Origin of the sequence: Halomonas sp. McH1-25 (assembly GCF_022348165.1) — a bacterium.
Classification (GTDB): domain Bacteria; phylum Pseudomonadota; class Gammaproteobacteria; order Pseudomonadales; family Halomonadaceae; genus Modicisalibacter.
The window spans coordinates 172,116-194,424 of sequence record NZ_JAKRFI010000002.1 but is presented as its reverse complement, the minus strand read 5'-3'; the positions used below and the strand labels follow the sequence as shown (position 1 = coordinate 194,424).

Annotated in this window: 23 protein-coding genes; 14 read left to right on the top strand and 9 right to left on the bottom strand. The window is 63.9% G+C overall.

Translation table 11 applies throughout. The features are described from left to right. Nucleotides 1-88 precede the first annotated feature (88 nt). The 3 genes from MHM84_RS07355 to gpmI form a co-directional block, all read right to left on the bottom strand. Complete coding sequence (locus MHM84_RS07355; protein ID WP_239264320.1) at nt 89-1,378, bottom strand: S41 family peptidase; 1,290 nt, start codon at nt 1,376-1,378, stop codon at nt 89-91. Nucleotides 1,379-1,451: 73 nt separating this feature from the next. After that, nucleotides 1,452-2,609 carry a peptidoglycan DD-metalloendopeptidase family protein gene (locus MHM84_RS07350; protein ID WP_239264318.1) on the bottom strand — a complete coding sequence of 386 codons (1,158 nt, stop codon included), beginning with the start codon at nt 2,607-2,609 and terminating at the stop codon, nt 1,452-1,454. A gap of 5 nt (nt 2,610-2,614) precedes the next feature. Beyond that, entirely contained in the window at nt 2,615-4,189 is a 1,575-nt protein-coding gene (gpmI, locus tag MHM84_RS07345; protein WP_239264316.1) for a 2,3-bisphosphoglycerate-independent phosphoglycerate mutase, read from the bottom strand. A 258-nt stretch (nt 4,190-4,447) separates the two neighbouring features. On the opposite strand from gpmI, the gene MHM84_RS07340 reads away from it, so the two are divergent. From MHM84_RS07340 to ruvX, 8 genes are all read left to right on the top strand, one after another. Then, the gene (locus MHM84_RS07340) at nt 4,448-4,867 is read left to right on the top strand and encodes a rhodanese-like domain-containing protein (RefSeq protein WP_239264314.1); all 420 of its coding nucleotides are present in this window, start codon (nt 4,448-4,450) and stop codon (nt 4,865-4,867) included. Nucleotides 4,868-4,899: 32 nt separating this feature from the next. Next, nucleotides 4,900-5,385, top strand: coding sequence for a protein-export chaperone SecB (gene secB / locus MHM84_RS07335; RefSeq protein ID WP_239264312.1), 486 nt, complete (start codon nt 4,900-4,902; stop codon nt 5,383-5,385). Between the two features lie 12 nt (nt 5,386-5,397). Next, nucleotides 5,398-6,123 carry a 16S rRNA (uracil(1498)-N(3))-methyltransferase gene (locus MHM84_RS07330; protein WP_239264310.1) on the top strand — a complete coding sequence of 242 codons (726 nt, stop codon included), beginning with the start codon at nt 5,398-5,400 and terminating at the stop codon, nt 6,121-6,123. A 45-nt stretch (nt 6,124-6,168) separates the two neighbouring features. After that, a complete protein-coding gene (locus MHM84_RS07325; protein ID WP_239264307.1) occupies nt 6,169-6,855 on the top strand; it encodes a S1-like domain-containing RNA-binding protein in 687 nt (228 codons plus the stop codon). 83 nt (nt 6,856-6,938) lie between these two features. After that, nucleotides 6,939-7,898, top strand: coding sequence for a glutathione synthase (gene gshB / locus MHM84_RS07320; RefSeq protein WP_239264304.1), 960 nt, complete (start codon nt 6,939-6,941; stop codon nt 7,896-7,898). 13 nt (nt 7,899-7,911) lie between these two features. Continuing rightward, the gene (locus MHM84_RS07315) at nt 7,912-8,829 is read left to right on the top strand and encodes a TonB family protein (RefSeq protein ID WP_239264301.1); all 918 of its coding nucleotides are present in this window, start codon (nt 7,912-7,914) and stop codon (nt 8,827-8,829) included. A gap of 14 nt (nt 8,830-8,843) precedes the next feature. After that, a complete protein-coding gene (locus tag MHM84_RS07310; protein WP_239264298.1) occupies nt 8,844-9,401 on the top strand; it encodes a YqgE/AlgH family protein in 558 nt (185 codons plus the stop codon). After that, nucleotides 9,401-9,850 (top strand): Holliday junction resolvase RuvX, encoded by a 450-nt coding sequence (gene ruvX, locus MHM84_RS07305; RefSeq protein ID WP_239264296.1) that lies wholly within the window; start codon nt 9,401-9,403, stop codon nt 9,848-9,850. Before MHM84_RS07310 ends, ruvX begins: the two co-directional genes overlap by 1 nt. Before the next feature lie 13 nt (nt 9,851-9,863). Here the strand turns inward: ruvX and MHM84_RS07300 are convergent, their stop codons facing one another. Further along, the gene (locus tag MHM84_RS07300; RefSeq protein ID WP_239264294.1) at nt 9,864-10,895 is read right to left on the bottom strand and encodes an aspartate carbamoyltransferase; all 1,032 of its coding nucleotides are present in this window, start codon (nt 10,893-10,895) and stop codon (nt 9,864-9,866) included. Nucleotides 10,896-11,092: 197 nt separating this feature from the next. On the opposite strand from MHM84_RS07300, the gene MHM84_RS07295 reads away from it, so the two are divergent. Continuing rightward, a complete protein-coding gene (locus MHM84_RS07295; RefSeq protein ID WP_239264292.1) occupies nt 11,093-11,944 on the top strand; it encodes an SDR family oxidoreductase in 852 nt (283 codons plus the stop codon). Nucleotides 11,945-12,025: 81 nt separating this feature from the next. Here the strand turns inward: MHM84_RS07295 and MHM84_RS07290 are convergent, their stop codons facing one another. Next, entirely contained in the window at nt 12,026-12,871 is an 846-nt protein-coding gene (locus MHM84_RS07290) for an IclR family transcriptional regulator C-terminal domain-containing protein (protein ID WP_239264290.1), read from the bottom strand. 132 nt (nt 12,872-13,003) lie between these two features. Next, on the bottom strand, nt 13,004-13,531 hold the full coding sequence (gene uraD, locus MHM84_RS07285; protein WP_239264287.1) for a 2-oxo-4-hydroxy-4-carboxy-5-ureidoimidazoline decarboxylase: 528 nt from the start codon (nt 13,529-13,531) through the stop codon (nt 13,004-13,006). A gap of 166 nt (nt 13,532-13,697) precedes the next feature. Here uraD and uraH point away from each other — a divergent pair, with 166 nt between their 5' ends. The 3 genes from uraH to MHM84_RS07270 all read left to right on the top strand — a co-directional run bounded on the left by uraH (nt 13,698) and on the right by MHM84_RS07270 (nt 16,174). Continuing rightward, nucleotides 13,698-14,051: a hydroxyisourate hydrolase gene (gene uraH, locus MHM84_RS07280; protein ID WP_239264284.1), complete on the top strand. Its 354-nt coding sequence runs from the start codon at nt 13,698-13,700 to the stop codon at nt 14,049-14,051. Nucleotides 14,052-14,101: 50 nt separating this feature from the next. Further along, nucleotides 14,102-15,331 (top strand): urate hydroxylase PuuD, encoded by a 1,230-nt coding sequence (locus MHM84_RS07275; RefSeq protein WP_239264281.1) that lies wholly within the window; start codon nt 14,102-14,104, stop codon nt 15,329-15,331. An 87-nt stretch (nt 15,332-15,418) separates the two neighbouring features. Continuing rightward, the gene (locus tag MHM84_RS07270) at nt 15,419-16,174 is read left to right on the top strand and encodes a GntR family transcriptional regulator (RefSeq protein ID WP_239264278.1); all 756 of its coding nucleotides are present in this window, start codon (nt 15,419-15,421) and stop codon (nt 16,172-16,174) included. Between the two features lie 54 nt (nt 16,175-16,228). Here MHM84_RS07270 and MHM84_RS07265 read toward each other — a convergent pair whose 3' ends face one another. The 3 genes from MHM84_RS07265 to MHM84_RS07255 form a co-directional block, all read right to left on the bottom strand. Further along, a complete protein-coding gene (locus MHM84_RS07265) occupies nt 16,229-17,701 on the bottom strand; it encodes an NCS1 family nucleobase:cation symporter-1 (protein WP_239264276.1) in 1,473 nt (490 codons plus the stop codon). Nucleotides 17,702-17,789: 88 nt separating this feature from the next. Then, nucleotides 17,790-19,166 (bottom strand): NCS1 family transporter, encoded by a 1,377-nt coding sequence (locus tag MHM84_RS07260; protein ID WP_239264274.1) that lies wholly within the window; start codon nt 19,164-19,166, stop codon nt 17,790-17,792. 114 nt (nt 19,167-19,280) lie between these two features. Next, nucleotides 19,281-20,024, bottom strand: a complete 744-nt coding sequence (locus tag MHM84_RS07255) for an aspartate/glutamate racemase family protein (RefSeq protein ID WP_239264272.1) — start codon at nt 20,022-20,024, stop codon at nt 19,281-19,283. 254 nt (nt 20,025-20,278) lie between these two features. Here MHM84_RS07255 and puuE point away from each other — a divergent pair, with 254 nt between their 5' ends. Then, nucleotides 20,279-21,214 carry an allantoinase PuuE gene (gene puuE, locus MHM84_RS07250; RefSeq protein ID WP_239264270.1) on the top strand — a complete coding sequence of 312 codons (936 nt, stop codon included), beginning with the start codon at nt 20,279-20,281 and terminating at the stop codon, nt 21,212-21,214. Nucleotides 21,215-21,318: 104 nt separating this feature from the next. Continuing rightward, nucleotides 21,319-22,167, top strand: coding sequence for a MurR/RpiR family transcriptional regulator (locus MHM84_RS07245; RefSeq protein ID WP_239264268.1), 849 nt, complete (start codon nt 21,319-21,321; stop codon nt 22,165-22,167). Nucleotides 22,168-22,309 lie beyond the last annotated feature (142 nt).

The following is a 22,309-nucleotide window of genomic DNA, read 5'->3' as shown; positions in this document are numbered from 1 at the left end:
TGTGAACCCCTCCATGGGCGCTACATTCGTCATCCATGACGAATGACCCTGGCTTCGCCCTGTCCCCGTCGTGGTGGAGTGGCTTTGCCTAGTCGGCCCTGTCGCGCCCCGTGAAACGCGGCTCGAGGACGTTGAGCGCCTTGAGCAGGTTGAGCGCCTCGCCCAACTGATAGTCCTGCACCGGGTCGCCGGAGGGACGCGCCCCGAGGCTTCCGCCGTTGACGTTCTCCAGATGCCCACGCAGGTCCGCTTCGCGGATCTCCAGGCCCGACGACTCGGCGATTTCGAGACGGCCACGCACGACTTCGACATCCGGCTCGATGCCCTGGGCCTGGATCGAACGGCCATCGGGGGTGAAGTACAGCGCCGTGGTCAGCTTGACGCCGTCACCGTTGCCCAGCGGCATGACCTGCTGCACCGAGCCTTTGCCGAAGCTGCGCGTGCCCATGATGATCGCACGTTGCTGATCCTGCAGGGCGCCGGCAACGATTTCCGCCGCCGAGGCACTGCCGCCATTGATCAGCACGACGACGGGCACGTCCGGGGCCGCCCCATTGGGTGTGGCGCTAAAGCTCATGTCGCTGTCGTCGAGGCGGCCTTCGGTGTAAACGATCAGGCCGTCGTCGAGGAACGCGTCGGCCACTTCGATGGCCCCGTCGAGCACGCCACCGGGATTGTTGCGTAGATCGAGAATCAGGCCTTTGAGGGGCGCCTGTTCTTGCAGATCGGTCAGCGCCTGGCGAATCTGCTCACCGGTGCGGTTCTGGAACTGGCTGATGCGCAGGTAGCCGTACCCCGGCTCGAGCATCTCGCTCTTCACACTGTCGCTGCGGATGACCTGGCGCGTCAGAGTCACCGTACGCGGGGTGGACTCGCTACTGCGCAGGATGGTCAGCTCGATGTCGGTACCGGCTTCGCCGCGCATCAGTGACACGGCTTCCTCGAGCGACAGCCGATCGGTGGGCTGATCGTCGATGCGCAGGATGGTGTCGCGGGGCTGTAGGCCGGCCTCGGCCGCCGGGGTGTCGTCGAGCGGCGCAATCACCGTCAGCTGGCCGTTCTGCATGCCTACCTCGACACCGATGCCGCCGAACTCGCCCTGGGTGGATTCACGCAGGGCCTGGAAGTCTTCGCTGTCCAGGTAGGCCGAATGCGGATCGAGCTCACCGAGCATGCCGCGCATGGCGTTGCGCAGCAGGGAGCTGTCGTCGACTTCCTCGACATAGGCGCGCTTGATGCGTTCGAAGACCTCGGCAAAGGTCTGGATATCGGCTACCGGCAGGTCGTCCGTGGCCTCGCTTTCGGGCGCTGCGAGCGTGACGCCCGGCAGGCTGAGCAGCAGCGTCGGCAGTAACCAGGTCAGAAGGGGAAGGCGCATGCTCTCTCCGGGTCATGGCGGTTAGGGGCCCAGCATAGCGTTACGGCTGGCATCAGTTCTACATCATGCGCTGTCAGCGCTTACTTACCCAGGTTCGTGGATCGATCGGCTCGCCGCCACGTCGCACTTCGAAATAAAGGCCCGGGCTGGGGCGGCCGCCGGTATTACCGACCGCGGCGATCACCTGGTCGTTCCCTACCCGGTCGCCGACACCGACATCGAAGCGCTGGACATGGGCATAGAGCGACATGATGTCGTCGCCGTGATCGATGATCAACAGGTTGCCGAAACCGCGCATCCAGTCGGCGAAGACCACGCGGCCGGCATGGATGGCACGTACCGGCGTGCCCTCGGCGGCGGCGATCAGCAGGCCGTTGCGATTGACGCCATCGCCGCTGCCGAAGGTGGAAACCACCTTGCCTTGCACCGGCCAGGGCAGCTTGCCCTGGGTCTTGGCGATCGCCGTGGACGGCGGAGGCTGTTCGAGCCGCTTGAGCTCGCGGCGCACCTGCTCGAGCACGCGCTCGGCGTGGGCGCGGTCCTGACGCAGGTCCTCCAGGCGCGACTGCTCGCTGGCATAGCGGGCGTCGAGTTTGGCCACCAGGGCCTGACGCTCGCGCATGCGCGACGCCAGCGCGGCACTCTGCGCATCGAGCTCGCTGACCAGCGTATCGAGTCGGGCTCGACGCTGGGTCAGGGAGGCGCGGTTGTCGGCCAGTTCCCGGTCGAGACGGGCCAGGGCCTCGATGCGCTCCCGGCGCGCCTCGGCGAGATAGTTGAGGTAGGTCTGCATACGATCGAGACGCGCCGGCTCGTCCTGGTTGAGCAGCAGCTTGAGCTGGGGCGTATCGCCCAGACGATAGAGCGCGGCGACCTGCTCGCCCAAGGCTTGGCGCTGAGCGGCCTGCTGGGCCTGCAACTCGCGTTGCCGGGCCTCGAGGGAAGCGATCTCGTCGTCCAGTTGGCGCCGCTCGGCTTGCAGGGTATCCAGGCGATGGTGAATCTCTCCCAGCGCCGTCTCGACTTTCTCGAGTTGCCGCCCGGCATCGCTGCGTGCCGCACGAGTATCCTCGAGACGCGTATCGAGAGCCTGGATGTCGTGCTTGATGGCATCGACCCGGGCCTTGGCATCGCCCTCACTGGGACGCTCCTGGGCTGCAGGCATGCCCAACGGTGTCAGGACGAGCAGCGCCGCCATCGTGGCGGCGCGCAGTGGACCGGGACCAGGCATGGCGTTCAGCGGTACTCGATCAGCACATTGCCGGTCATTTCGTCGGGGATCGGCTCGCCCATCATGGTCAGCAGCGTCGGCGCGATGTCGCACAGACGACCATCGTCACGCAGGCTGGCCTGGCGGCGAGTGACGTAGACCAGCGGCACCTGGAACGTGGTATGCGCGGTCTGCGGGTTGCCGGTCTCCGGGTGGACCATCTGCTCGGCATTGCCGTGATCGGCGGTGACCAGGCATTCGCCACCGGCGCGTTCGATCGCCTCGACGACCCGGCCCAGGCAGGTGTCGACCGCCTCGATGGCCTTGACCGCAGCATCGAAGTCGCCACTGTGGCCGACCATGTCGCCGTTGGCGTAGTTGCAGACGATCAGGTCGTACTTGCCGGCATCGATGGCATCGACCAGCACGTCGGTGAGCTCGAAGGCGCTCATCTCGGGCTTCTCGTCGTAGGTCTTGACGTCCTTGGGGGAAGGGATCAGTTCACGGGTTTCACCGTCGAACTCCGCCTCGCGGCCGCCGGAGAAGAAGAACGTCACGTGGGCGTATTTCTCGGTCTCGGCGATGCGCAACTGGGTCATGCCACGCTTGGCCACCACTTCGCCCAGGGTATTGTGCAGATCCATCGGCGGGAAGGCGCTCGGGGCGGGAATGTCGGCGGCGTACTGGGTCAGCATGACCAGCCCTTGCGCGGCCAGCTTGGGGCGTGCCTGACGAGTGAAACCGTCGAAGTCGTCCTCGACGAAGGCGCGGGTCAATTCGCGGGCGCGGTCGGCGCGGAAGTTCATGAAGAGAGCGGCGTCGCCATCCTCCATGACCACCGGCGTGCCGGCTGGCCGGATGCTGGTTGCCGCCACGAATTCGTCGCTCTCGCCGCGCTCGTAGGCGGCGTCCAGGCCGGCCTCGGCGGACTCGGCACTATAGTCGCCGACGCCTTCGGTGACCACCCGGTAGGCCTGCTCGACACGCTCCCAGCGATTGTCGCGGTCCATGGCGAAGTAGCGACCCACGATGGAGGCGACGAAACCGTGCTCTTTGCCGACCAGTGCCGCCAGCTTGGCGTTGGCGCGCTCCAGCGAGGGACGGGCGCTCTTGGGCGCGGTGTCGCGTCCGTCGAGGAAGGCGTGGATATAGATGCGCTTGGCGCCGCGCTGCGCCGCCAGCTCGGCGATGGCCAGCACGTGATCCTCATGGCTGTGCACGCCGCCGGGCGAGAGCAGGCCGAGCAGATGTACCGCCTTGCCCGCCTCGACCGCAGCATCGATCGGAGCGGTCAGCGCCTCGATGTCGGCGAGTTCGCCATCCTCGATGGCCTTGGTGATGCGCGTGAAGTCCTGATAGACGATGCGTCCGGCGCCGAGGTTCATGTGACCGACCTCGGAGTTGCCCATCTGGCCGTCGGGCAGGCCGACATGCTTGCCATCGGTATGCAGCAGGCCGCTGGGGTAGGTCTGCTCGAGGCGATCCATGACCGGTGTCCTGGCGGCATACACGGCGTTGTGGTCGGGTGACTCGTTGTAGCCATAGCCGTCGAGGATGATCAATGCCACCGGACGTGGGCGGGTAGCGGTCGTGTCTGTCATTGGGGGCCTCGCTTTGCTGTACGATAGGTTTCGCCTTGGCGGGGTGTTCCGGTGTGTCGCGAAGCGATCGCGCATGACTTGCTGAGTCTTGCACCGGCGTCCCTGCACGGTTTCACGGCATACACTGTCTTGCTGCATCATAACGCAGGCAGGTCGCAGGCGTCATAGCCTGCGCGAGTGACGGACGCATCGCCATGGCTTGTGTATACTGGGCGCGCCCGAAATAAGGGTAGACCTCAACAAGAGTTATCCGGACCCATGATCGATCAGCTGTTCGAATTCGTGCAGAATCACCCGCTTCTGGTGGGCGCGTTTCTGATTGTGCTCGTGGCATGGCTCGCCTACGAGTTCCAGCGCGGCAACCACGGCGTCGACTCCAGCCAGGCAACGACCCTGGTCAACCGCGAGGACGGCATCATCGTCGACATTCGCGACGCCAACGATTTCAAGGCGGGCCACATCGCCGGCGCACGCAACATCCCCCAGAGTCGCCTCGACGACCGCATGTCCGAGCTCGAGAAGTTCAAGGACAAGCCGGTGATCGTCGTCTGCAAGCATGGCCAATCGTCGGGACTCGCCGTGGCCAAGCTGACCAAGGCCGGCTTCAGCCGGGCGGTCAAGCTCAAGGGGGGGATGGCCCAATGGCAGGCCGATAGCCTGCCGGTGGTCAGGAAATAAGCACGCAACGCATCGCATAAGGAATCATGAGCATGGCGGAAGACAACAATCAGGCTGCACAAGGCCAGAACCAGCAGCTCCAGTTTTCGCTGCAGCGCATCTACATCAAGGACATTTCCTTCGAGTCGCCGAACTCACCGGCAGTGTTCCAGCAACCGTTCAAGCCCAAGGTCGGTCTGGACCTGAATACGTCCAGCGAGCAGGTCGGTGAAGACCTCTACGAAGTCGTCATCAAGGTCACCGCCCAGGTATCGCATGCCGAAAGCGGCACTACCTCGTTTCTGGTCGAGGTCGAGCAGGCCGGGCTGTTCCGCATCGCCGGACTCCAGGGCGAGCAGCTCGACCATACCCTGGGTGCGTTCTGCCCCAACGTGCTGTTCCCCTATGCACGCGAGTGCATCGACAACCTGGTCAATCGCGGCAGCTTCCCTCCGCTGATGCTGGCGCCGGTCAACTTCGAGGCCATGTACGCCCAGAAGAAGCAGCGCCAGGCCGAAGGTAGCGATACGGCCCAGTAAATGGCAGGCACCATGTCAGGGCCGCGCATCCATGTCGATGCCGAGCTGACCGCCGACCTCGAGCTGACCCTGCCCGAGGGTGCGGCACGCCATGTCGCGGCCGTCCTGCGCCTGCGCGAGGGCGCGCCGCTGACGCTGTTCGACGGCCGCGGTCACGAGGCGGTGGCCGTGCTCGTCGAGGCTACACGCAAGCGGGTGGTGGCGCGGATCGACAAGGTCGTGCTCGGGCGCGGCGAGTCGCCGCTGGCCGTTCATCTGGGCCAGGCGATCTCCAAGGGAGACCGCATGGATTATGCCATCCAGAAAGCCGTTGAGCTGGGCGTGGCGGCGATCACGCCGTTGTATACCGAACACGGCGACGTGCGCTTGAAGGGCGAGCGCGAGGCCAAGAAGCTCGCCCACTGGCAGAACGTGGCCATCAGCGCCTGCGAGCAGTGCGGGCGCGCCAGCGTGCCGGCCGTACATGCCCCACAGTCACTGGCCGACTGGCTGAAAGCGCGCGACGAAGCGCTGCGCCTGGTGCTGCACCCGGCCACCGAGTCGACCTGGCAGACGGCGGTGAGCGTGACCAGTGCCGCGCTGCTGATCGGCCCGGAAGGCGGGCTCTCCGCCCCGGAAGTCGAACAGGCCGGCCAGGCCGGCTTCATGTCGCTGACTCTCGGTCCGCGCATTCTGCGTACCGAGACGGCGCCGGTCGTCGCGCTGACACTGCTGCAGCACCATTTCGGCGATCTGTAGTCCTACGCTGACTGCCACACTCTACTTCTCTTGCAGGATATTGCCATGTCCCGGACATCCCAAGGGCGTACTGCCGATGGACCGCGGGTTGCCGTCGGTGAAGTCGCCTATCTCACGGTGGTGACGGTCAACGAGACCGGCGCCTTTCTGGATTGGGGCGGACCCAAGGATCTGTTGCTGCCCTACGGCGAGCAGCGTTTCCGACCCGATCCCGGCAAGCGTGTGCTGGTCATGGTCCGCGAGGATGCCCAGGGCCGGCCGATCGCCTCGATGCGTCTCGACCGCTTCCTGCAGGATGTCTCCGAGGGGTTGGCATCGGGGGATGAAGTCGAGCTGATCGTCGCCGAGCGCACCGATCTCGGCTACAAGGCGGTGGTCGATCATCGTTACTGGGGTCTGCTCTATCACGATGCGGTGACCCAGCCGCTGCGTCGTGGCCAGCGCCTGACCGGTTACGTGAGCCGGGTGCGCGACGACGGTCGCCTGGACCTGGCGCTGATGCCGCCGGGCGCAGCGCGCCTGGACGTGGTCGGCGACAAGGTGCTGGCCGCCCTGCGCGAAAGCGGCGGTTATCTGCCGTTGAGCGACAAGAGTTCGCCAGAGGCGATCAAGGCCCGGCTCGGCGTCAGCAAGAGCGCTTTCAAGCAGGCCATCGGCCGGCTCTACAAGCGCCGCCTGATCGTCATCGAGGAGGGCGGCATTCGCCGTCAGTTCGACGAGGCGGGCGACTGACGAGGTCCAATTCGGCCTTGGTCCCGTTCTATGGGCTGCGCCATACTGCGCCCATCGTTTTTTTCTGCCATGGAAGCCCAACCATGAGTCAACCCGCTCTCAAGATCGGCGTGGTGATGGATCCCATCGAGGCCATCGCCTACAAGAAGGACACCACCATGGCGATGCTGTGGGCCGCCCAGGACCGGGGCTGGTCGCTGCATTACATGGAGCAGGACGACCTGTTCCTCGCCAATGGTCGCGCCATGGCGCGCATGCGCGACCTGACCGTCTATCGCGATCCCGACCACTGGTACGCATTGAGTGAGCCAAACGCCAGGCCATTGGCCGATCTCGATGTGATCCTGATGCGCAAGGATCCGCCCGTCGACATCCAGTTTTCCAATACGGTTCATTTGCTGGGGTTTGCCGAGCGCGAGGGTGTGCTGGTGGTCAATCCCACCCGCGCGCTGCTGGAGTGCAACGAGAAGCTGTTCGCCCAGCAGTTCCCGCAGTGCAGCGTGCCGACCACGGTGTCGAGCAACGACAAGGTGCTGCGTGCCTTTCATGCCGAACATGGCGACGTAATCTTCAAGCCGCTCGATGGCATGGGCGGCACCGGAATCTTTCATGTCCGTCCGGAAGGCCGCAACCTGGGCGCGATCATCGAGATGCTCACCGAGCGCGGCAAACACCAGATCATGGCCCAGCGCTACATCCCCGAGATCAGCGCCGGCGATACCCGCATTCTGCTGGTCGATGGCGAACCGGTGCCCTATGGCCTGGCACGCGTACCGATGGCCGGCGAGACCCGTGGCAACCTGGCGGCAGGCGGACGTGGCGTCAGCCGTGAGCTGACCGAGCGCGATCTGTGGCTGGTCGAGCAGGTCAAGCCGACCATCAAGGAAAAGGGGCTGATGTTCGTCGGGCTCGATGTGATCGGCGACTACATTACCGAGATCAATGTCACCAGCCCGACTTGCGTGCGTGAAATAGACGATCAGCGCGGCACCGACATCGCCGGCCTGCTGATGGACGCCATCGTGCGTCGGCTGGGAGCGTAGGCAGGGCCATAGCATGGCGGGATCGCCGGGTAGCCTTGTGCGCCGTGTACCCATCGGGCGTCGGCATCGTCAGCTGGCGGCGTGGGCCGCTGCATTGGCATTGCACGCGCTGGCATTTGCCGGCATTGCCGCCTGGCAGATCGACAGCGAGTGGGCCCCTCGCGAGCCGACCAGTCTCGACGTGGTGCTGGTCACCCAGCCGTCCGTCGATCCCGGCGCGGCCCAGGCCATCGCCGAGGTCGACCAGCAGGCCAGGCACCGCGACCGGGCCGCTACCGAGCCCGATCGGCCGACTGCCCCGTCGGCGCCTGTCGAGGCCCCGGCCCCGCCACCACCTGCGGTGCCTGATGAACCGGCGCCGCCAGCCGCCAGCGAATCACCGGGCGAGCCACCTGCATCGCCCGAACCCGACACGCCGCCGCGTCCCGAGCCCGCCGACGAACCGGTTACGCCGCCTGTGCCGTCGCAGCCCCAGGCACCGGCCGAGCCGGCCAAGGCCCGAACCGCCCCCAGCGGCCAGGCCCTGCTCGCCCAGGCGACATCGAGCATCCGCGAGCGGGGCTTCGAGGCTGCGCCATCCAGCGGCGCGACTGGCGATCGCGATCAGCAGGCCGCCCGGCGGGCCGCCGAGGCACGCTATATTGCGGACTGGACCCGGCGCGTCGAGACCTACGGCAATCGCTTCTACCCGGCGCCGTCCGAGTTGGAGGGCCAACTGCGAATCCGGGTCGTGATCGGCCGCGACGGTCAGATACGCCAGGCAGAGGTGATACACTCATCAGGGTATCCCGAACTCGACCAGGCCGCGTTGAAGACGATTCAGGAAGCGGCGCCCTACCGGCCCTTCGATCGAGGCATGGGCGACCGCGACTCCCTGACCATCACGCGGGTCTGGCGTTTCGGCAAAGGGAATAACTTCGGCGTACGTTGACGCCCAGGAGGCACATGCAAAGCTTGCGCAACCATTTCTTGCTGGCAATGCCTCACCTCGAGGATTCCAATTTTGCCGGCAGTCTCAGCTATCTGTGCGACCATGACGAGAATGGCACCATGGGCATCATCGTCAACCATCCGCTGGATTTGACGCTCGATGTGCTGTTCGAACAGGTCGACATCGACGCCGACGAGTGCCCGGTGCGCGACACGCCGGTGTACTACGGTGGGCCGATCCACAAGGACCGAGGTTTCATTCTCCACCGTGGCAGCAGCGAGCCATGGGATTCGAGCATCCAGGTCGCCGATGACGTGGCGCTGACGACCTCGATGGACATGCTGCATGCCCTGGCCGCCGGCAAGGGGCCGGAGACCTTCCTGATCTGTCTGGGCTGTTGCGGCTGGGAGGCGGGCCAGCTCGAGAACGAGCTCAAGGAGAATACCTGGCTGACCGTCGAGGCCCAGCCGGGCATCATCTTTGATCTGCCGCCGGAACAGCGCCTGAATGCCGCTGCGGGAATTCTCGGTATCGACCTGAACCTGTTGACCAGCCAGATAGGGCATAGTTGATGGCAGGGGCGGGGCAGCGGTTGATCCTGGCCTTCGATTTCGGCACGCGGCGCATCGGTGTGGCGGTGGGCAACGAACTGCTGGCCAGTGCTTCGGCACTGGAGCCGCTCCCGGCCCGTGACGGTATCCCCGACTGGAACGTGGTGACACGGTTGGTCGAGGAATGGCGGCCGGATCTGTTCGTGGTCGGCTTGCCGCTCAACATGGATGGCAGCGAGTCCGAGATGAGCCTGCGTGCCCGCAAGTTCGGCAAGCGGTTGTATGGGCGCTACGGCAAGCCCTGCGAGATGGTCGACGAGCGTGGCTCGACGTCCGAGGCCAAGGCCATCGCCCGCGAGGCCGGCCATCGCGGCAACTACCGCGAGGAAGGCGTCGATGGCCTGGCTGCACAGTTGATCCTCGAAGGTTGGTTTGCGAGCAACGAGGGTCTGCCGTCACGTCGTGAGTGACATGACGTCGCACTCAGAGTTCGCGATCGTCCACGCCCAGCTTGTGCGGCACGAACCATTTGACGTCGCGCAGGCCCTTGTCGATCTGATCCTCGACCTCGAGCAGCGTGGCGAAGATCGCCATGCGCACGGGAATGCCATTGTCGGTCTGGCGGAAGATCGCCAGGCGCGGGTCGCCGTTGAGATCGACGTTGAGGTCGTTGGCGCCCGGGCGGCTGTCGCGCGGTAGCGGGTGCATGACGATGGTGGTGTCGTTGCAGCGCTGGTCGAGAAAGGCACGGTCGATGGTGAAGTCCTGCGACACGCCGGCGAAGCTTTCCATCATCTCCTCGGTGAAGCGCTCCTTCTGGATGCGGGTGGTGTAGATCACGTCCAGATCGCCGAAGTCGCTGGCCAGGCTGTCGCGCAGCTCGACCCGGTGCCCGCGTGAGGCGACCAGATCGACGAGATGGCTGGGCATCTCCAGTCCGGGCGGCGAGACCAGCGTGATGCGCATCGGCGCATAGAGCGACAGCAGCTTGATCAGTGAATGTACGGTGCGTCCGTACTTCAGATCGCCGGTCAGCAGTAGATGGGCGCCGGCCAGCGTCTTGCCCAGCCGGGCGAACTCCTTGTCGATGGTATACAGGTCGAGCAGCGCCTGGCTGGGGTGCTCGCCGGGGCCGTCGCCGCCGTTGATCACCGGCACATTGGTCGCCTGGGCGAATTCGGCCACCGAGCCCTGGTCGGGGTGGCGCATGACGATGGCGTCGCAATAGCCGCTCATCACCCGGCTGGTGTCGTAGAGCGACTCGCCCTTGGCCATCGACGAGAAGGTGAAGCCGGTGGTGTCGCAGACGCTGCCGCCCAGGCGACAGAACGCGGCATGGAAGCTCACACGGGTGCGTGTGCTGGCTTCGAAGAACAGGTTGCCGAGCACGGCGCCTTCCAGCACCCGGGTGATCTTGCGGCGCTGGGCGATAGGCTCCATGCGGCTGGCGACGCGCAGCAGGTGATCGACGTGATCGCGGGACAGGGAATCGACGGAGAGCAGGTGGGAACTCATCGCAGCGGCCTCGGCATGACGGTGGCAATAAAGTGGGGCTAGTGTAACCGTCCTGGCCGCGGACATCACTGCGAGGTACTGCAGGCCTCGCTTGTCGTCGTCGAGTGCGCTTTCTATCTTCAGTAGGCCATGAGAGTCATCGGCGCCGACGGAGAATGGCGCCTTTTCCCACCAGTGCGACACAGGAGTGCATGCACATGGCCGACGAAAAGTTTCCTCCCCAACACCAGGAACAGCCCGGCGACGAATACGAGATGCAGCCGGAACCGGAATTCATCCGTACCAGCTATCGCGGCACGGACAAGCTCAAGGACAAGGTGGCGTTGATCACCGGCGGCGACAGCGGCATCGGGCGTGCCGTGGCCGTGCACTATGCCCGCGAGGGTGCCGATTGCGTGCTGGTGTATCTCGATGAGGATCGCGATGCCGAGGACACCAAGGCGCTGATCGAGGCGGAAGGCCGCCGCTGCGAGCTGATCAAGGGCGATGTCGGCGATCCGGCGTTCTGCCGCGAGGCCGTCGACAAGGCGTTGCAGGCCTTCGGCAAGCTCAACATTCTGGTCAACAATGCCGCCGAGCAGCACGCCTGGGACGACATCACCCAGATTCCCGACGATCAGCTCACGCGTACGTTCCAGACCAACATCTTCAGCCATTTCTATATGATCAAGGCGGTCCTGCCGCACCTGAACGAAGGCGATACGATCATCGGCACTTCATCGATCAACGCTTTCAAGGGCAATCCCTCGCTGATCGATTACAGCGCCACAAAAGGTGCCATTCAGGGACTGGTGCGCTCGTTGGCCACACCGCTGGCCAGCCAGGGCATTCGCATCAATGCCGTGGCGCCCGGTCCGGTCTGGACCCCGCTGATCCCGGCCAGCTTCCCCGAGGAAAAGGTCCAGGGCTTCGGTGGGCAGGTGCCCATGGACCGTGCCGCTCAGCCCAGCGAAATCGGGCCTGCGTACGTTTACCTGGCCAGCGAGGAGTCCTCCTACGTGTCGGGCCAGACGCTGCATCTCAACGGCGGTGTCGTGCTCAATACCTGATGATTCGACGCCACGTGTCGAACCGAAACGGCCTCGGTCATCACCGGGGCCGTTTCATGAATGAAACCTAGGAAGCGTCGTTCAGGCGCGCTTGGAAACCTCTTCCAGCGTGGGCAGGTGTCCTCCGATCTGCACGGTGATTTCGCGAGCGGCACGACTAACCAGCCCTCCCAGCTCGGCCAGGCGAGACTCGGGAATGCGCGCAACCGGACCGGAAACCGAAATCGCCGCGAGGGGATTGGCATGTTCATCGTGGATCGATGCCGCAACGCAGTGCAGGCCGATGGCGTGCTCTTCGCGGTCACAGGCGTAACCTTGGCGACGAATTTCGGCTAGGCCTTCGCGCAGCCGGGAGGGTGTGTCGAGGGTGTTCTCGGTCACCCGGTTGAGCCCGCGTGCCTGCAGTATCTTTTCCACGTCGCGGTCGGGCAGCCAGGCCAGCAGGGCCTTGCCGACCCCGGAGGCATGCAGTGGCGCGCGCGAGCCCAGGCGGGTGATCATGCGCATCATCTGTGGCGACTCGCTCTGGGCGAGAAATACCGCCATGCCTTCGTCGCGAATGCCCAGATTGGCGGTCTCGCCGGTGTCCTGGGTCAGGCGACGCAGGAAGGGACGGGCGGTGGCCACGAAGTCCCGCGCCTCGAGAAAGGTATTGCCGACCTGAAACGTCTTGACGCCGATCTTCCACAGGCCCAGGTCGCTATCCTGGATAATGAATCCCTGCTTGTGAAGGGCCTGGAGCAGGCGGTGCGTGGTCGAGGGTGCCAGGCCAACGATCTGGGCGATATCGGACAGGCCCAGCCCGGACGGCGCTGCCGCCAGTCCTTCGAGGATATTCAGTCCGCGCACCAGCGATTGGCTGTGTCCGCTACTGCTCTTACCGGATCCTGCCGGGCGACCGACCGGTTTGCGTCTGGTTTCCGTCACGCCCAAGTTCTCCTCACAACGCGTTCCACTGGCGTTCAAGAATACACGCTCGCAACACGACTGTCCGCCCTGGCGGAATGGGTTTCCATTTTGCGATTCAACGCCGGCAAGACCTTGAGTGGCAAGGACGGTCTAGTCGGCGACGCGGTCGTCCAGACGAAACCGGGCGATACGATTGATCTGCTCGATGGCGGTGCGGCGCTCTTCGGCAGGCGTATGCTCCAGGCGAGTCTCGAAGGCAGCGAGAATCCTGTGACGATCGCTGCCCTTGACGGCCATCACGAAGGGAAAGCCGAAGCGGGCCTTGTAGGCCTCGTTGTGGCGATGGAAACGTTCGAACTCCTCCGCGGAGCATTGATCGAGCCCGGCACCGGCCTGCTCACGGGTCGAGTCGGCGGTCAGCTCGCCCTGTTTGGCGGCCTTGCCGGCCAGGTCCGGGTGGGCCCGTATGACGTCGAGCTGACGCTCGGCCGGGGCTTCCCGAAGTATCCGACCCATGAGCTCGGCCAGGCCTGCCGGCGTGTCCTGCGCCTGATCCAGGCCGGCATCCCAGGCAAGTTCGGCGACCCAGGGCGAATGTTCGTAGATGTCGCCGTAGTGACTGACGAAAGCGTCCCGGTCCAAGGTGCTGGGGCGGGGAGAAAGACGTGGTTCGGTCATGCTTGTTGTCCTTGGCTAGCGAATGGTTCGAGAAACGTTAATATAAAACTGTATACAAAAAAACTTTGAACTGTATCGCTTTTGGCGTTAAAACGGTCTTCATATAATAGCGGCATCGGAGCATGTCGCTATCGCCCGATATGACCGGAACAAGAGGAGCGCCACCATGGGACGCCTGACGACACATGTGCTGGACACTGCCCGGGGCTGCCCGGGACACGGTCTGCGTATCGAGATCTTCCGTATCGATGAAGGGCAGCGCACCCGGCTCGGCGAGGTGACGACCAACGATGATGGACGCTGCGACGCCCCGATTCTGGAGGGCGACGCCTTCACTGCGGGAGAATATGAACTGCTGTTCCATGCTGGCGAATATCTGGACGCCCAGGGCGACAAGGGCAGCTCGCCGCGTTTTCTGAATCGCATCCCGCTGCGCTTTGGCGTGTCCGATGCCGGCCAGCACTATCATGTGCCGCTGCTGCTCTCGCCCTTCGGCTATTCGACTTACCGGGGCAGCTAGTCGCGCCGGCGACGAATCCAACAATAAACCGCTCGAGACGAGAGCCAATTATGGAAGCGTATCTCCAGGATTTTCTTAACATGCTGCTGCGCTGGCTGCATGTCATTGCCGCCATCGCCTGGATCGGCGAGTCGATCTACTTCGTCATGCTGGATAACAGCCTACGCCCACCCAGGGCGGCCGAGGACCAGCGCAAGGGGATCTTCGGCGAGATGTGGGCGGTCCACGGCGGCGGCTTCTACCATAACCAGAAATATGCCACGAGCCCGGACAAGCTGCCGGACGACCTGCACTGGTCGTTCTGGAAGGCCTACACCACCTGGCTGTCGGGTTTTGCCCTGTTCATCACCCTGTACCTGGCCAATCCCGAGTTCTACCTGATCGACCCTGCTGCCAACTGGGCCTGGGCCGCCAACATGACCGGTTGGCAGGCCAATCTCGTGGCGTTGCTGTTCCTACTGGGAGGCTGGGTGATCTACAACGAGCTGTGCAAGCGTCTCAGCCCCAACATGGAGCGCGACGGCCTGCTCAGCGTGGCGGTGGCCGTGATGATGGTCCTGGTCGCCTACCTGAGTACGCAGATATTTGCCGGGCGCGCTGCCTTCCTGCTCACCGGGGCGGTGATGGCCACGGCGATGTCGGCCAACGTGTTCTTCTGGATCATTCCCGGCCAGCGACGCATGGTGAAGGCCATGAAGGCCGGCGAGACGCCCGATCCGCTCGATGGCAAGCGCGGCAAGCAGCGCTCGGTGCACAACACCTACTTCACGCTGCCCGTCGTGCTGCTGATGCTCAGCAACCATTATTCGTTCATGTATTCGCATGAGCATGCATGGCTGATCATGACGCTGTTCATCTTCGCCGGGGCGTTGATCCGCCAGTTCTTCGTGCTGATGCATGCCGGCAGCATCAAGCCGGCCTATCCCGTAGCCGGGGTCGTGTTAATCCTGCTCAATGTGTGGATCGCCGCGCCCAGCGGCGGCAATGCGCCGGCTGCAGGAAATGACGCTGCAGCCATGGAAGCCGCCGATACCGGGCCCGACCTGGAGCAGGTGCATGCCATCATGGATGCGCGCTGCGTGCAGTGCCATGCCCAGACGCCCGAGCATCCTGGGTTCACTGCCGCACCGGCCGGCGTCGTTCTGGAATCTTCGCAGCAACTGCTCAGTCAGATCGCGCAGATCAAGCAGGTCGTCGCCAGCGGCTACATGCCATTGGGTAACATGACCCAGATGACCGACGAGGAGCGCGAGGCGATTGCCGCCTGGCAGGCGCCGTGAGCCCAACGTCTGTGCGGGGCGAGTCGTCGATTGCCTGCTTATGCATATACAATGGGCCCATCGACGAGAAGAGTGGGAAACCTGATCATGACCGAGCCCCAGCACACGACTGACAGTGTGGGCAACGGCAGCGACGACACGGTGCCCAAGCGACGCCGTGGCAAGAACGGTGACGGGGCCGAGCGTCACGATGCCATCTACCGCACCATCAGCGATGCCATCGTCGAGCACAGGCTGCGCCCCGGTGCGCGCCTGCGCGAGGATGCCTTGGCCGAAGTGTTCGGCGTCAGCCGTACCGGTATCCGCAAGATTCTCCAGCGTCTCGCGCTGGAGCACCTGGTGACGCTGACCCCGCGGCGCGGCGCCAGCGTCACCCGGCCCACCGCCGAAGAGGCGCGCGATGTCTTCGCGGCCCGGCAAATGGTGGAGTGTGGCGTCATGGAAGCCGTGGCGCGGCGGATGACCGCAGCCGACGCTCGCGAACTTCGCGACCTGGCGGCGCGTGAACGCAAGGCATTGAAAAGTGGCGAGCAGAGCACGGCGATCAAGCTTTCGGCCGAGTTTCATGAACGCTTGGCGCAACTATCGGGCAATACCGCGCTGGCCGAGTTCATCGGCCGGCTGTGCTCGCGTTCCTCGCTGATCCTCGCCGTCTATGGCTCGTCGGGTCACCTGGGCTGCGAGTCCCACGATCACGACGACCTGATCAGCTACCTCGAAGCCGGCAAGGCGGATCGCGCCACGGCGTTCATGGGGCGTCACCTCAAGGCCATCGAGGCATCGTTGTCGATCGACGAGCAGGAAGACGAAGTGCCGGACCTGCGCCAGATCTTCGCATTGTAACCCCTGCCTTTCGGACGCATTGCCCCGGTCAATTCCAGCCGGGGCGATGTCGTTTCAGGTGTGGTCTTTGGGAGCGGGGGCAGGAGAGCCAGCCAGGGCGACGTCCTGACGCATCAGCCCGTAATAGAACAGCCCACCCAAGGCCGCGCCGATCAGCCAGGCGTAGCCACCCAAGCTGCCCAGCGCCGGTACCAGCACCGTGGCCAGCGAGAACACGGCGGCCATGCCGAAGGCGGCCAGCGCCTTGCGATTCCAGCCCTTGGTGTAGTGATAGGCGCCGTCGGGACTGGAGGAGAACAGCTGCTCCATGTCGAGTTGCTGACGCTTCACCAGATAGTAGTCGGCGACGATGATGCCGTAGAAGGGGGCAATGATGGCGCCGATGGCGTTGACGAAGCCGGGAATGCCGATCTGGCTGATTACCGCGACCCATAGGCCGCCGATAAAGAAGGCCAGGATCGCCGTGATCAAACCGCCGACACGGAAACTGATCCTGCTGGGGAACAGGTTGGCCAGGTCGTAGGCCGGCGGAATGAAGTTGGCCACCAGATTGATGCCCACGGTTGCCGCGAAAAAGGTCAGGGCGGCGACGATGGTCAGCGGCAGGGAGTCGACACGTGCGACGATATCCGCCGGGTTGGTCAGCGCCTCACCGAACAGCACGATCGTCCCGGCCGTGATGATCAGCGCGATGAACGAGAAGAACGCCACGTTCAGCGGCAACCCCAGCAGGTTGCCGAGCTTCATCTGGCGCTCGCTGGTCACGAAGCGGCTGAAATCGCCGAAGTTGATCACTACCGCCGCGAAGTAGGCGATCATGGTGCCGACGATGGCCAGGAAGGCGCCGATGCCGCCACCCTCCGTGCCACTGCCCTGGAAGATGCCGCCGATGGCGGGGATCAGTTCGCCACCGGCCTGATACCAGACCACGCCCATCAGTACCAGCATGACCACATAGACCAGCGGACCGGCCCAGTTGAGGAAGCGCTTGATGGGCTCGATACCCTGCCAGAAGATCGCCATCTGGAACACCCAAACGATGGCGAAGGACAGCCACGCCACGCCCGACAGACCGAGGAAGGTGGCGCCTTCGCCGCCGCCGAACAGGGCGGTAATCAGCAGCGCCACGGCGGTCGAGGCGAAATAGGTCTGCACGCCGTACCAGAAGATGCCGATGATCGCACGCAGCATCGCCGGCAGGTTGGCGCCCTTCACTCCCATGCTGGCGCGCACCAGGACCGGGAAGGGAATGCCGTATTTCACGCTGGGCCGCCCCGAGAGATTGACCAGGAACATCACCACCACGCCGGCCAGGATGATGGCCGCCATCACCGCCCAGCCGTTCAGGCCATAACTGAGAAACAGCGACGCCGCCAGGGTATAGCCGAACAGGCTCTGGATGTCGTTGGACCAGACGTTGAATATCTCGAAGGCGCCCCAGTTTCTGTCCTGGGGCTTGAGCGGAGCCAGGTCGGCGTTGTACAGCGCCGGGTCGATGTTGCGGATCGCTAGGTCGTTGTCGGACATATCGTTCACTCGTTGTTCTTGGTGAGGCGCCTCGTTCGACTAGGGACGAACGGGGGTGCAGGAGCTGTATATCGTGTCGGGCATCGATTCACTGACAGAAGCGCTGACAGGGCGCCCAGTAGCGCATCAGCAGCAGGTAGATCAGCCCCGCGGGGATCAGGCTGGCATACCAGGAGATCGACGACACGCTCAACGCCACGGCGGCGCCGACCAGCGAGGCGATGATTGCCGCGTAGTTCACGCCCCGGTAGGGCCCGGCTTCGTCGTAGAGCTTGTCGACGTCCAGCGTACGCCGGCGGATCAGGTAGTAATCCACCACCAGCACGGCGAAGATCGGGCCGAGGAAGGCCGAGTAGGTCTGCACGAACAATTGCAGGCCGGCCGCCGACTCGTCCTTGACCAGTTCCCAGGGGAAGGTGGCGAAGGCCAGCAGGCCGACGACGACCGAGGCGGTACGGTACTTCAGCTTGAAGGTGTCCATCAGCACGTAGGTCGGCGGCACCACATTGTTGAGCACGTTGGTAGTGACCTGGGCGAAGGCGATGAACAGCAGCGTGGTCATCAGCAGCGGCGTATTGTCCACGGCGTTGGCGAACACCTGGATGGGGTCGGCCACGCCGGTCGCCTCCGAGACCATGAAACCGATCAGGCCCATGAACAGGGTGCACGGCAGGATCGACATGGAGTACAGCGTGGTCAGCAGGCCCGGGCCGCTGCCGTGCTTGAGCTCGCGGGAATAGTCGCTGACGTTGAGCATCATGGTGCTGTAGATACCCAGAAACAGCATGGTCGCGCCCCAGAACGGCAACCCCCAGCTGCCTTCCATGGTCAGCAGGCTGGCGGAAAGCTCGCTGCCGTAGCGCTCGACGGTGCTATAGAACATGTAGACCAGCGAGCAGAGGATGAAGCCGCTACCGATGTTCTCCAGCCACTTGATGCCCTGGAAACCCAGTACCGACAGGCCGATCTGCAGCAACTGGAAGGCAATGAAGTAGAACACCAGGTTGTCGAAGCCGAACAGCGTGGCCGAGACCATGTTCAGCGCGCCGGCGCCGATCCAGCTCTGGAAGCCGTACCAGACGATGGCGGGCACTGCGCGCACCAGGCCGGGAAAGCGCGTGCCACTGAAGCCGAACGCGCTGCGCGCCTGGACCATGAAGGGAATGCCGTACTTGTAGCCGGCCGCGCCATTGAGGGTCAGCGCTATCCCGATCACGAAGCAGCCGATGGCGATGGCCAGGGTCGCCTGCAGCAGGTTGAGCGTACCCACCACGCTCGAGCCCATGGTGAAGGTACCGATCGAGACGCACCCGCCGAACCACGCCAGCAGGTAGGAGAAACGCCCCATGATGCGGGTTTTCTGAGGTGCCAGCGATTCTTCGCCGGCGGCCTTGGTGGCGGTGGGTGATTGCAGGGCTGCAGTCACCCCCGGAGCCGCCCGGGGAGGAAGGGACGGGTCATGCATGATAGTTACCTCGCAAGGGATGGTTATCCATGTTGTTGTCACTTACCGGGACTACCGGTAAATGTTCTTGCGGCGTGCTGCATGTCATTGTTTTTATGGATCGCTCAAGCGATCTCAGTCGTTCTTCAGGTGCGAAAAGCGCTCGAATTCCCCACTGAACGGCTTGGGCCGCGGAAAGGCCAGGTCGCCATGCTTACTGGTACCCAGCCCCAGCCCGACCAGCGCCTCGGCCAGCTTGACCGCGGCAGTGACGCCTTCGACGACGGGCAACCCCACGGCCTCGCTGATTTCTTCGGTCAGGTCGGCCATGCCGCCACAGCCCAGCACGATGGCGCCGATGCCGTCCTCGTCGCGGGCGCGACGGCACTCGGCGATCACCCGGTCCAGGGCGCTGGCCCCGTTGTTCTCCAGGTCGAGCACCGGAATCTCGGCGGCACGCACCCGGCGGCAGTGATGGGCAAAGCCGTAGCTCTGCAATAGATGCTCGGCGATGATGCCGGTGCGCCCCAGCGTGGTGACGATGGAGAAGCGCGTACTAATCAGCGTGGCCATGTGGAATGCCGCTTCGGCGATGCCGATCACCGGCGCGCGGGTCAGTTCGCGGGCGGCGAGCAGCCCCGGGTCGCCGAAGCAGGCGATGATATAGGCATCCACCCGCTCGCGCTCGCCGGCGCGGATTTCGTCGGCGACGCCCACGGCACTGACCGCTTCGTCGAAGTGGCTCTCGATGGAGACCGGACCACTGGCCGGGTTGGTGGCGGTGACCTGCGTGCCCGGCGCGGCGATGCGGCTGGCCGCCTCGCCGATCTTGCGAGTCATGCTCGCCGTGGTGTTGGGGTTGATGACTCTGAGGTGCATCGATGATCCTTGGTAGCGAATGCCTTTTGTTCACGATAAAAAGTGTTCTTGTACACAAAGTAAGGCAAGGTTCTTGTCAGTGCAACGGGCACTTGCGGTCATGTTCCCCGTGAACCAGCCGGGCATATAGGCCGCCAGGTCTTGCAGCAAAACTGAATACAGGCTAGGTTTTAATTGTATACTTTATCGTGGTCATGCTGTGTCGAGTGCCGTTCCACTCCGCAACGATGGCCGACAACAAAAGGAATCCTGCCATGACGTCAGGAAGAGACTCCGGTTATCCCCGTGACCTGATCGGTTACGGCGGTACGCCACCCCAGGCCAACTGGCCCGGACAGGCCCGTATTGCCGTCCAGTTCGTGCTCAACTACGAGGAAGGTGGCGAGAACTGTGTGCTACACGGCGACAGCCACTCCGAGAAGTTCCTGTCCGAGATCGTTGGCGCCGAGGCCTACCCCGAGCGTCACTTGAGCATGGAATCGATCTATGAGTATGGCTCACGCGCCGGCGTCTGGCGCATCCTCAACGAGTTCGAGCGCCGTGGCCTACCGTTGACGGTCTTCGGTGTGGCCATGGCGCTCGAGCGCAATCCCGAGGTTGCCCAGGCCTTCAAGGAGCTCGGCCACGAGGTTGCCTGCCACGGCTGGCGCTGGCTGCACTATCAGGGGATGCCGGAGAACGTCGAGCGCGACCACATGCAGCGTGCCATCGAGATATTCCAGACGCTCTACGGCGAAAAGCCACTGGGCTGGTACACCGGTCGCGACAGCCCCAACACGCGTCGTCTGGTTCTCGATCAGGGCAGTTTCCTCTACGACAGCGACTACTATGGCGACGATCTGCCGTTCTGGACGCGCGAGCAGGACAGTCAGGGCGAGACGCACACCCACCTGGTGGTGCCCTATACCCTGGATACCAACGACATGCGCTTTGCCACGCCGCAGGGCTTCAATACCGGCGAGCACTTCTTCACCTACCTGCGCGACGCCTTCGACGTGCTGTATGCCGAAGGCGAGGAGTCGCCCAAGATGTTGTCGATTGGCTTGCATTGTCGCCTGATCGGCCGCCCCGGACGCTTCCGTGGTCTGCAGCGCTTTCTCGACCACATCGAGTCCCACGATCGGGTCTGGGTCACGCGCCGCGTGGACATCGCGCGCCACTGGGCGGAGCATCACCCGTGGCAGGGTTGAGACGCGGCTCGGCCGTCACAGTCATTATCGGGTAGACTCGAATCGCGCGTTCCGGTGCATGTTAGGCCGGAACGTTAGGGGGATTCGGGGCTACAGGGACTGTCATGACACCACAACCGCACATTGGCCAACGCATTCACGCGCAATTCGAAGAACTTAGCGCCCAGGAGAAGCGTGTCGCTGGCTTCATCCTGGACCATTTCGATGACCTTGCCGTCTACAGTGCCGCCGATCTGTCGCGCCTCACCGGGGTGTCCAAGTCCACGGTTAGCCGACTGTTCAAGCGCTTGGGCTTCGCCAGTTTCCAGGCCGTACGGGCCCACGCCCGGGAGTTGCGCAGCCTGGGCGTACCATTGGTCACCGATGCACGTGCAGTGGGCAATGACGGAGAGCGTTTCAGGCGGCACGCACAGCGCGAACTCGACAACCTAAGCCGCTGTTTTGCTGATATCGCTCCCCAGGACTTCGCCGAAATTATCGACTTCCTGGACGTGGCCCGGCGCATCGTCGTGGTTGGCTTTCGCAACAGCTATCCCTTGGCGATGCACTGTCGCCAACAATTGATCCAGGCCCGCGAACAAGTGAGTCTCGCCCCCGAGCCCAACCAGTCGTTGGCGGAGGAATTGGCTGGGCTGACTTGCAACGATATGGTCATTGTTTTCGGGTTCCGGCGCCGTCCGAGCATCTTCGATGCCATGATGAAGGCGCTCGATACAATGCCCTGCCGTGTCCTGCTGGTTGCTGACCCCAGCGCCAAGAAGTATGGGAAAGGGATTGATTGGCATTTGGAGTGTCCGCTCGATAGCGTGTCGGCTTTCGATAGCTATGCCAGCGCCATGAGCCTGGTCTGCCTACTGGCCAATGGGCTGCTTCACCTACGCTTGACCGTAGGCCGCCACCGTATCGATACCGTGAGCGATCTCTACCAACGTCTGGAAGAGCTTTCAATATAGCCTCCACCAAGTCGCGCTAAACCGGTGCAAGCCTGTTCCTGATGGCGCCAGTCTGGTGCCTCTCGGCCATACTCCTGGCTTCTATATTCTGCCTTTGCCTCTCTAGCCCCCGTTTTATACGCAAACGTTGCCTGTTGGCATG

What these genes read in the sequence shown, in the direction of transcription:
- MHM84_RS07350 (WP_239264318.1), bottom strand. Translation starts at nt 2,609, where the DNA reads ATGCCTGGTCCCGGTCCACTGCGCGCCGCCACGATGGCGGCGCTGCTC.
- MHM84_RS07325 (WP_239264307.1), top strand. Translation starts at nt 6,169, where the DNA reads ATGTCCCGGACATCCCAAGGGCGTACTGCCGATGGACCGCGGGTTGCC.
- uraD (WP_239264287.1), bottom strand. Translation starts at nt 13,531, where the DNA reads ATGACCGAACCACGTCTTTCTCCCCGCCCCAGCACCTTGGACCGGGAC.
- MHM84_RS07270 (WP_239264278.1), top strand. Translation starts at nt 15,419, where the DNA reads ATGACCGAGCCCCAGCACACGACTGACAGTGTGGGCAACGGCAGCGAC.
- MHM84_RS07295 (WP_239264292.1), top strand. Translation starts at nt 11,093, where the DNA reads ATGGCCGACGAAAAGTTTCCTCCCCAACACCAGGAACAGCCCGGCGAC.
- MHM84_RS07355 (WP_239264320.1), bottom strand. Translation starts at nt 1,378, where the DNA reads ATGCGCCTTCCCCTTCTGACCTGGTTACTGCCGACGCTGCTGCTCAGC.
- MHM84_RS07260 (WP_239264274.1), bottom strand. Translation starts at nt 19,166, where the DNA reads ATGCATGACCCGTCCCTTCCTCCCCGGGCGGCTCCGGGGGTGACTGCA.
- MHM84_RS07265 (WP_239264276.1), bottom strand. Translation starts at nt 17,701, where the DNA reads ATGTCCGACAACGACCTAGCGATCCGCAACATCGACCCGGCGCTGTAC.
- MHM84_RS07330 (WP_239264310.1), top strand. Translation starts at nt 5,398, where the DNA reads ATGTCAGGGCCGCGCATCCATGTCGATGCCGAGCTGACCGCCGACCTC.
- uraH (WP_239264284.1), top strand. Translation starts at nt 13,698, where the DNA reads ATGGGACGCCTGACGACACATGTGCTGGACACTGCCCGGGGCTGCCCG.
- puuE (WP_239264270.1), top strand. Translation starts at nt 20,279, where the DNA reads ATGACGTCAGGAAGAGACTCCGGTTATCCCCGTGACCTGATCGGTTAC.
- MHM84_RS07315 (WP_239264301.1), top strand. Translation starts at nt 7,912, where the DNA reads ATGGCGGGATCGCCGGGTAGCCTTGTGCGCCGTGTACCCATCGGGCGT.
- MHM84_RS07245 (WP_239264268.1), top strand. Translation starts at nt 21,319, where the DNA reads ATGACACCACAACCGCACATTGGCCAACGCATTCACGCGCAATTCGAA.
- MHM84_RS07275 (WP_239264281.1), top strand. Translation starts at nt 14,102, where the DNA reads ATGGAAGCGTATCTCCAGGATTTTCTTAACATGCTGCTGCGCTGGCTG.
- MHM84_RS07255 (WP_239264272.1), bottom strand. Translation starts at nt 20,024, where the DNA reads ATGCACCTCAGAGTCATCAACCCCAACACCACGGCGAGCATGACTCGC.
- secB (WP_239264312.1), top strand. Translation starts at nt 4,900, where the DNA reads ATGGCGGAAGACAACAATCAGGCTGCACAAGGCCAGAACCAGCAGCTC.
- MHM84_RS07300 (WP_239264294.1), bottom strand. Translation starts at nt 10,895, where the DNA reads ATGAGTTCCCACCTGCTCTCCGTCGATTCCCTGTCCCGCGATCACGTC.
- MHM84_RS07340 (WP_239264314.1), top strand. Translation starts at nt 4,448, where the DNA reads ATGATCGATCAGCTGTTCGAATTCGTGCAGAATCACCCGCTTCTGGTG.
- gshB (WP_239264304.1), top strand. Translation starts at nt 6,939, where the DNA reads ATGAGTCAACCCGCTCTCAAGATCGGCGTGGTGATGGATCCCATCGAG.
- MHM84_RS07310 (WP_239264298.1), top strand. Translation starts at nt 8,844, where the DNA reads ATGCAAAGCTTGCGCAACCATTTCTTGCTGGCAATGCCTCACCTCGAG.
- gpmI (WP_239264316.1), bottom strand. Translation starts at nt 4,189, where the DNA reads ATGACAGACACGACCGCTACCCGCCCACGTCCGGTGGCATTGATCATC.
- ruvX (WP_239264296.1), top strand. Translation starts at nt 9,401, where the DNA reads ATGGCAGGGGCGGGGCAGCGGTTGATCCTGGCCTTCGATTTCGGCACG.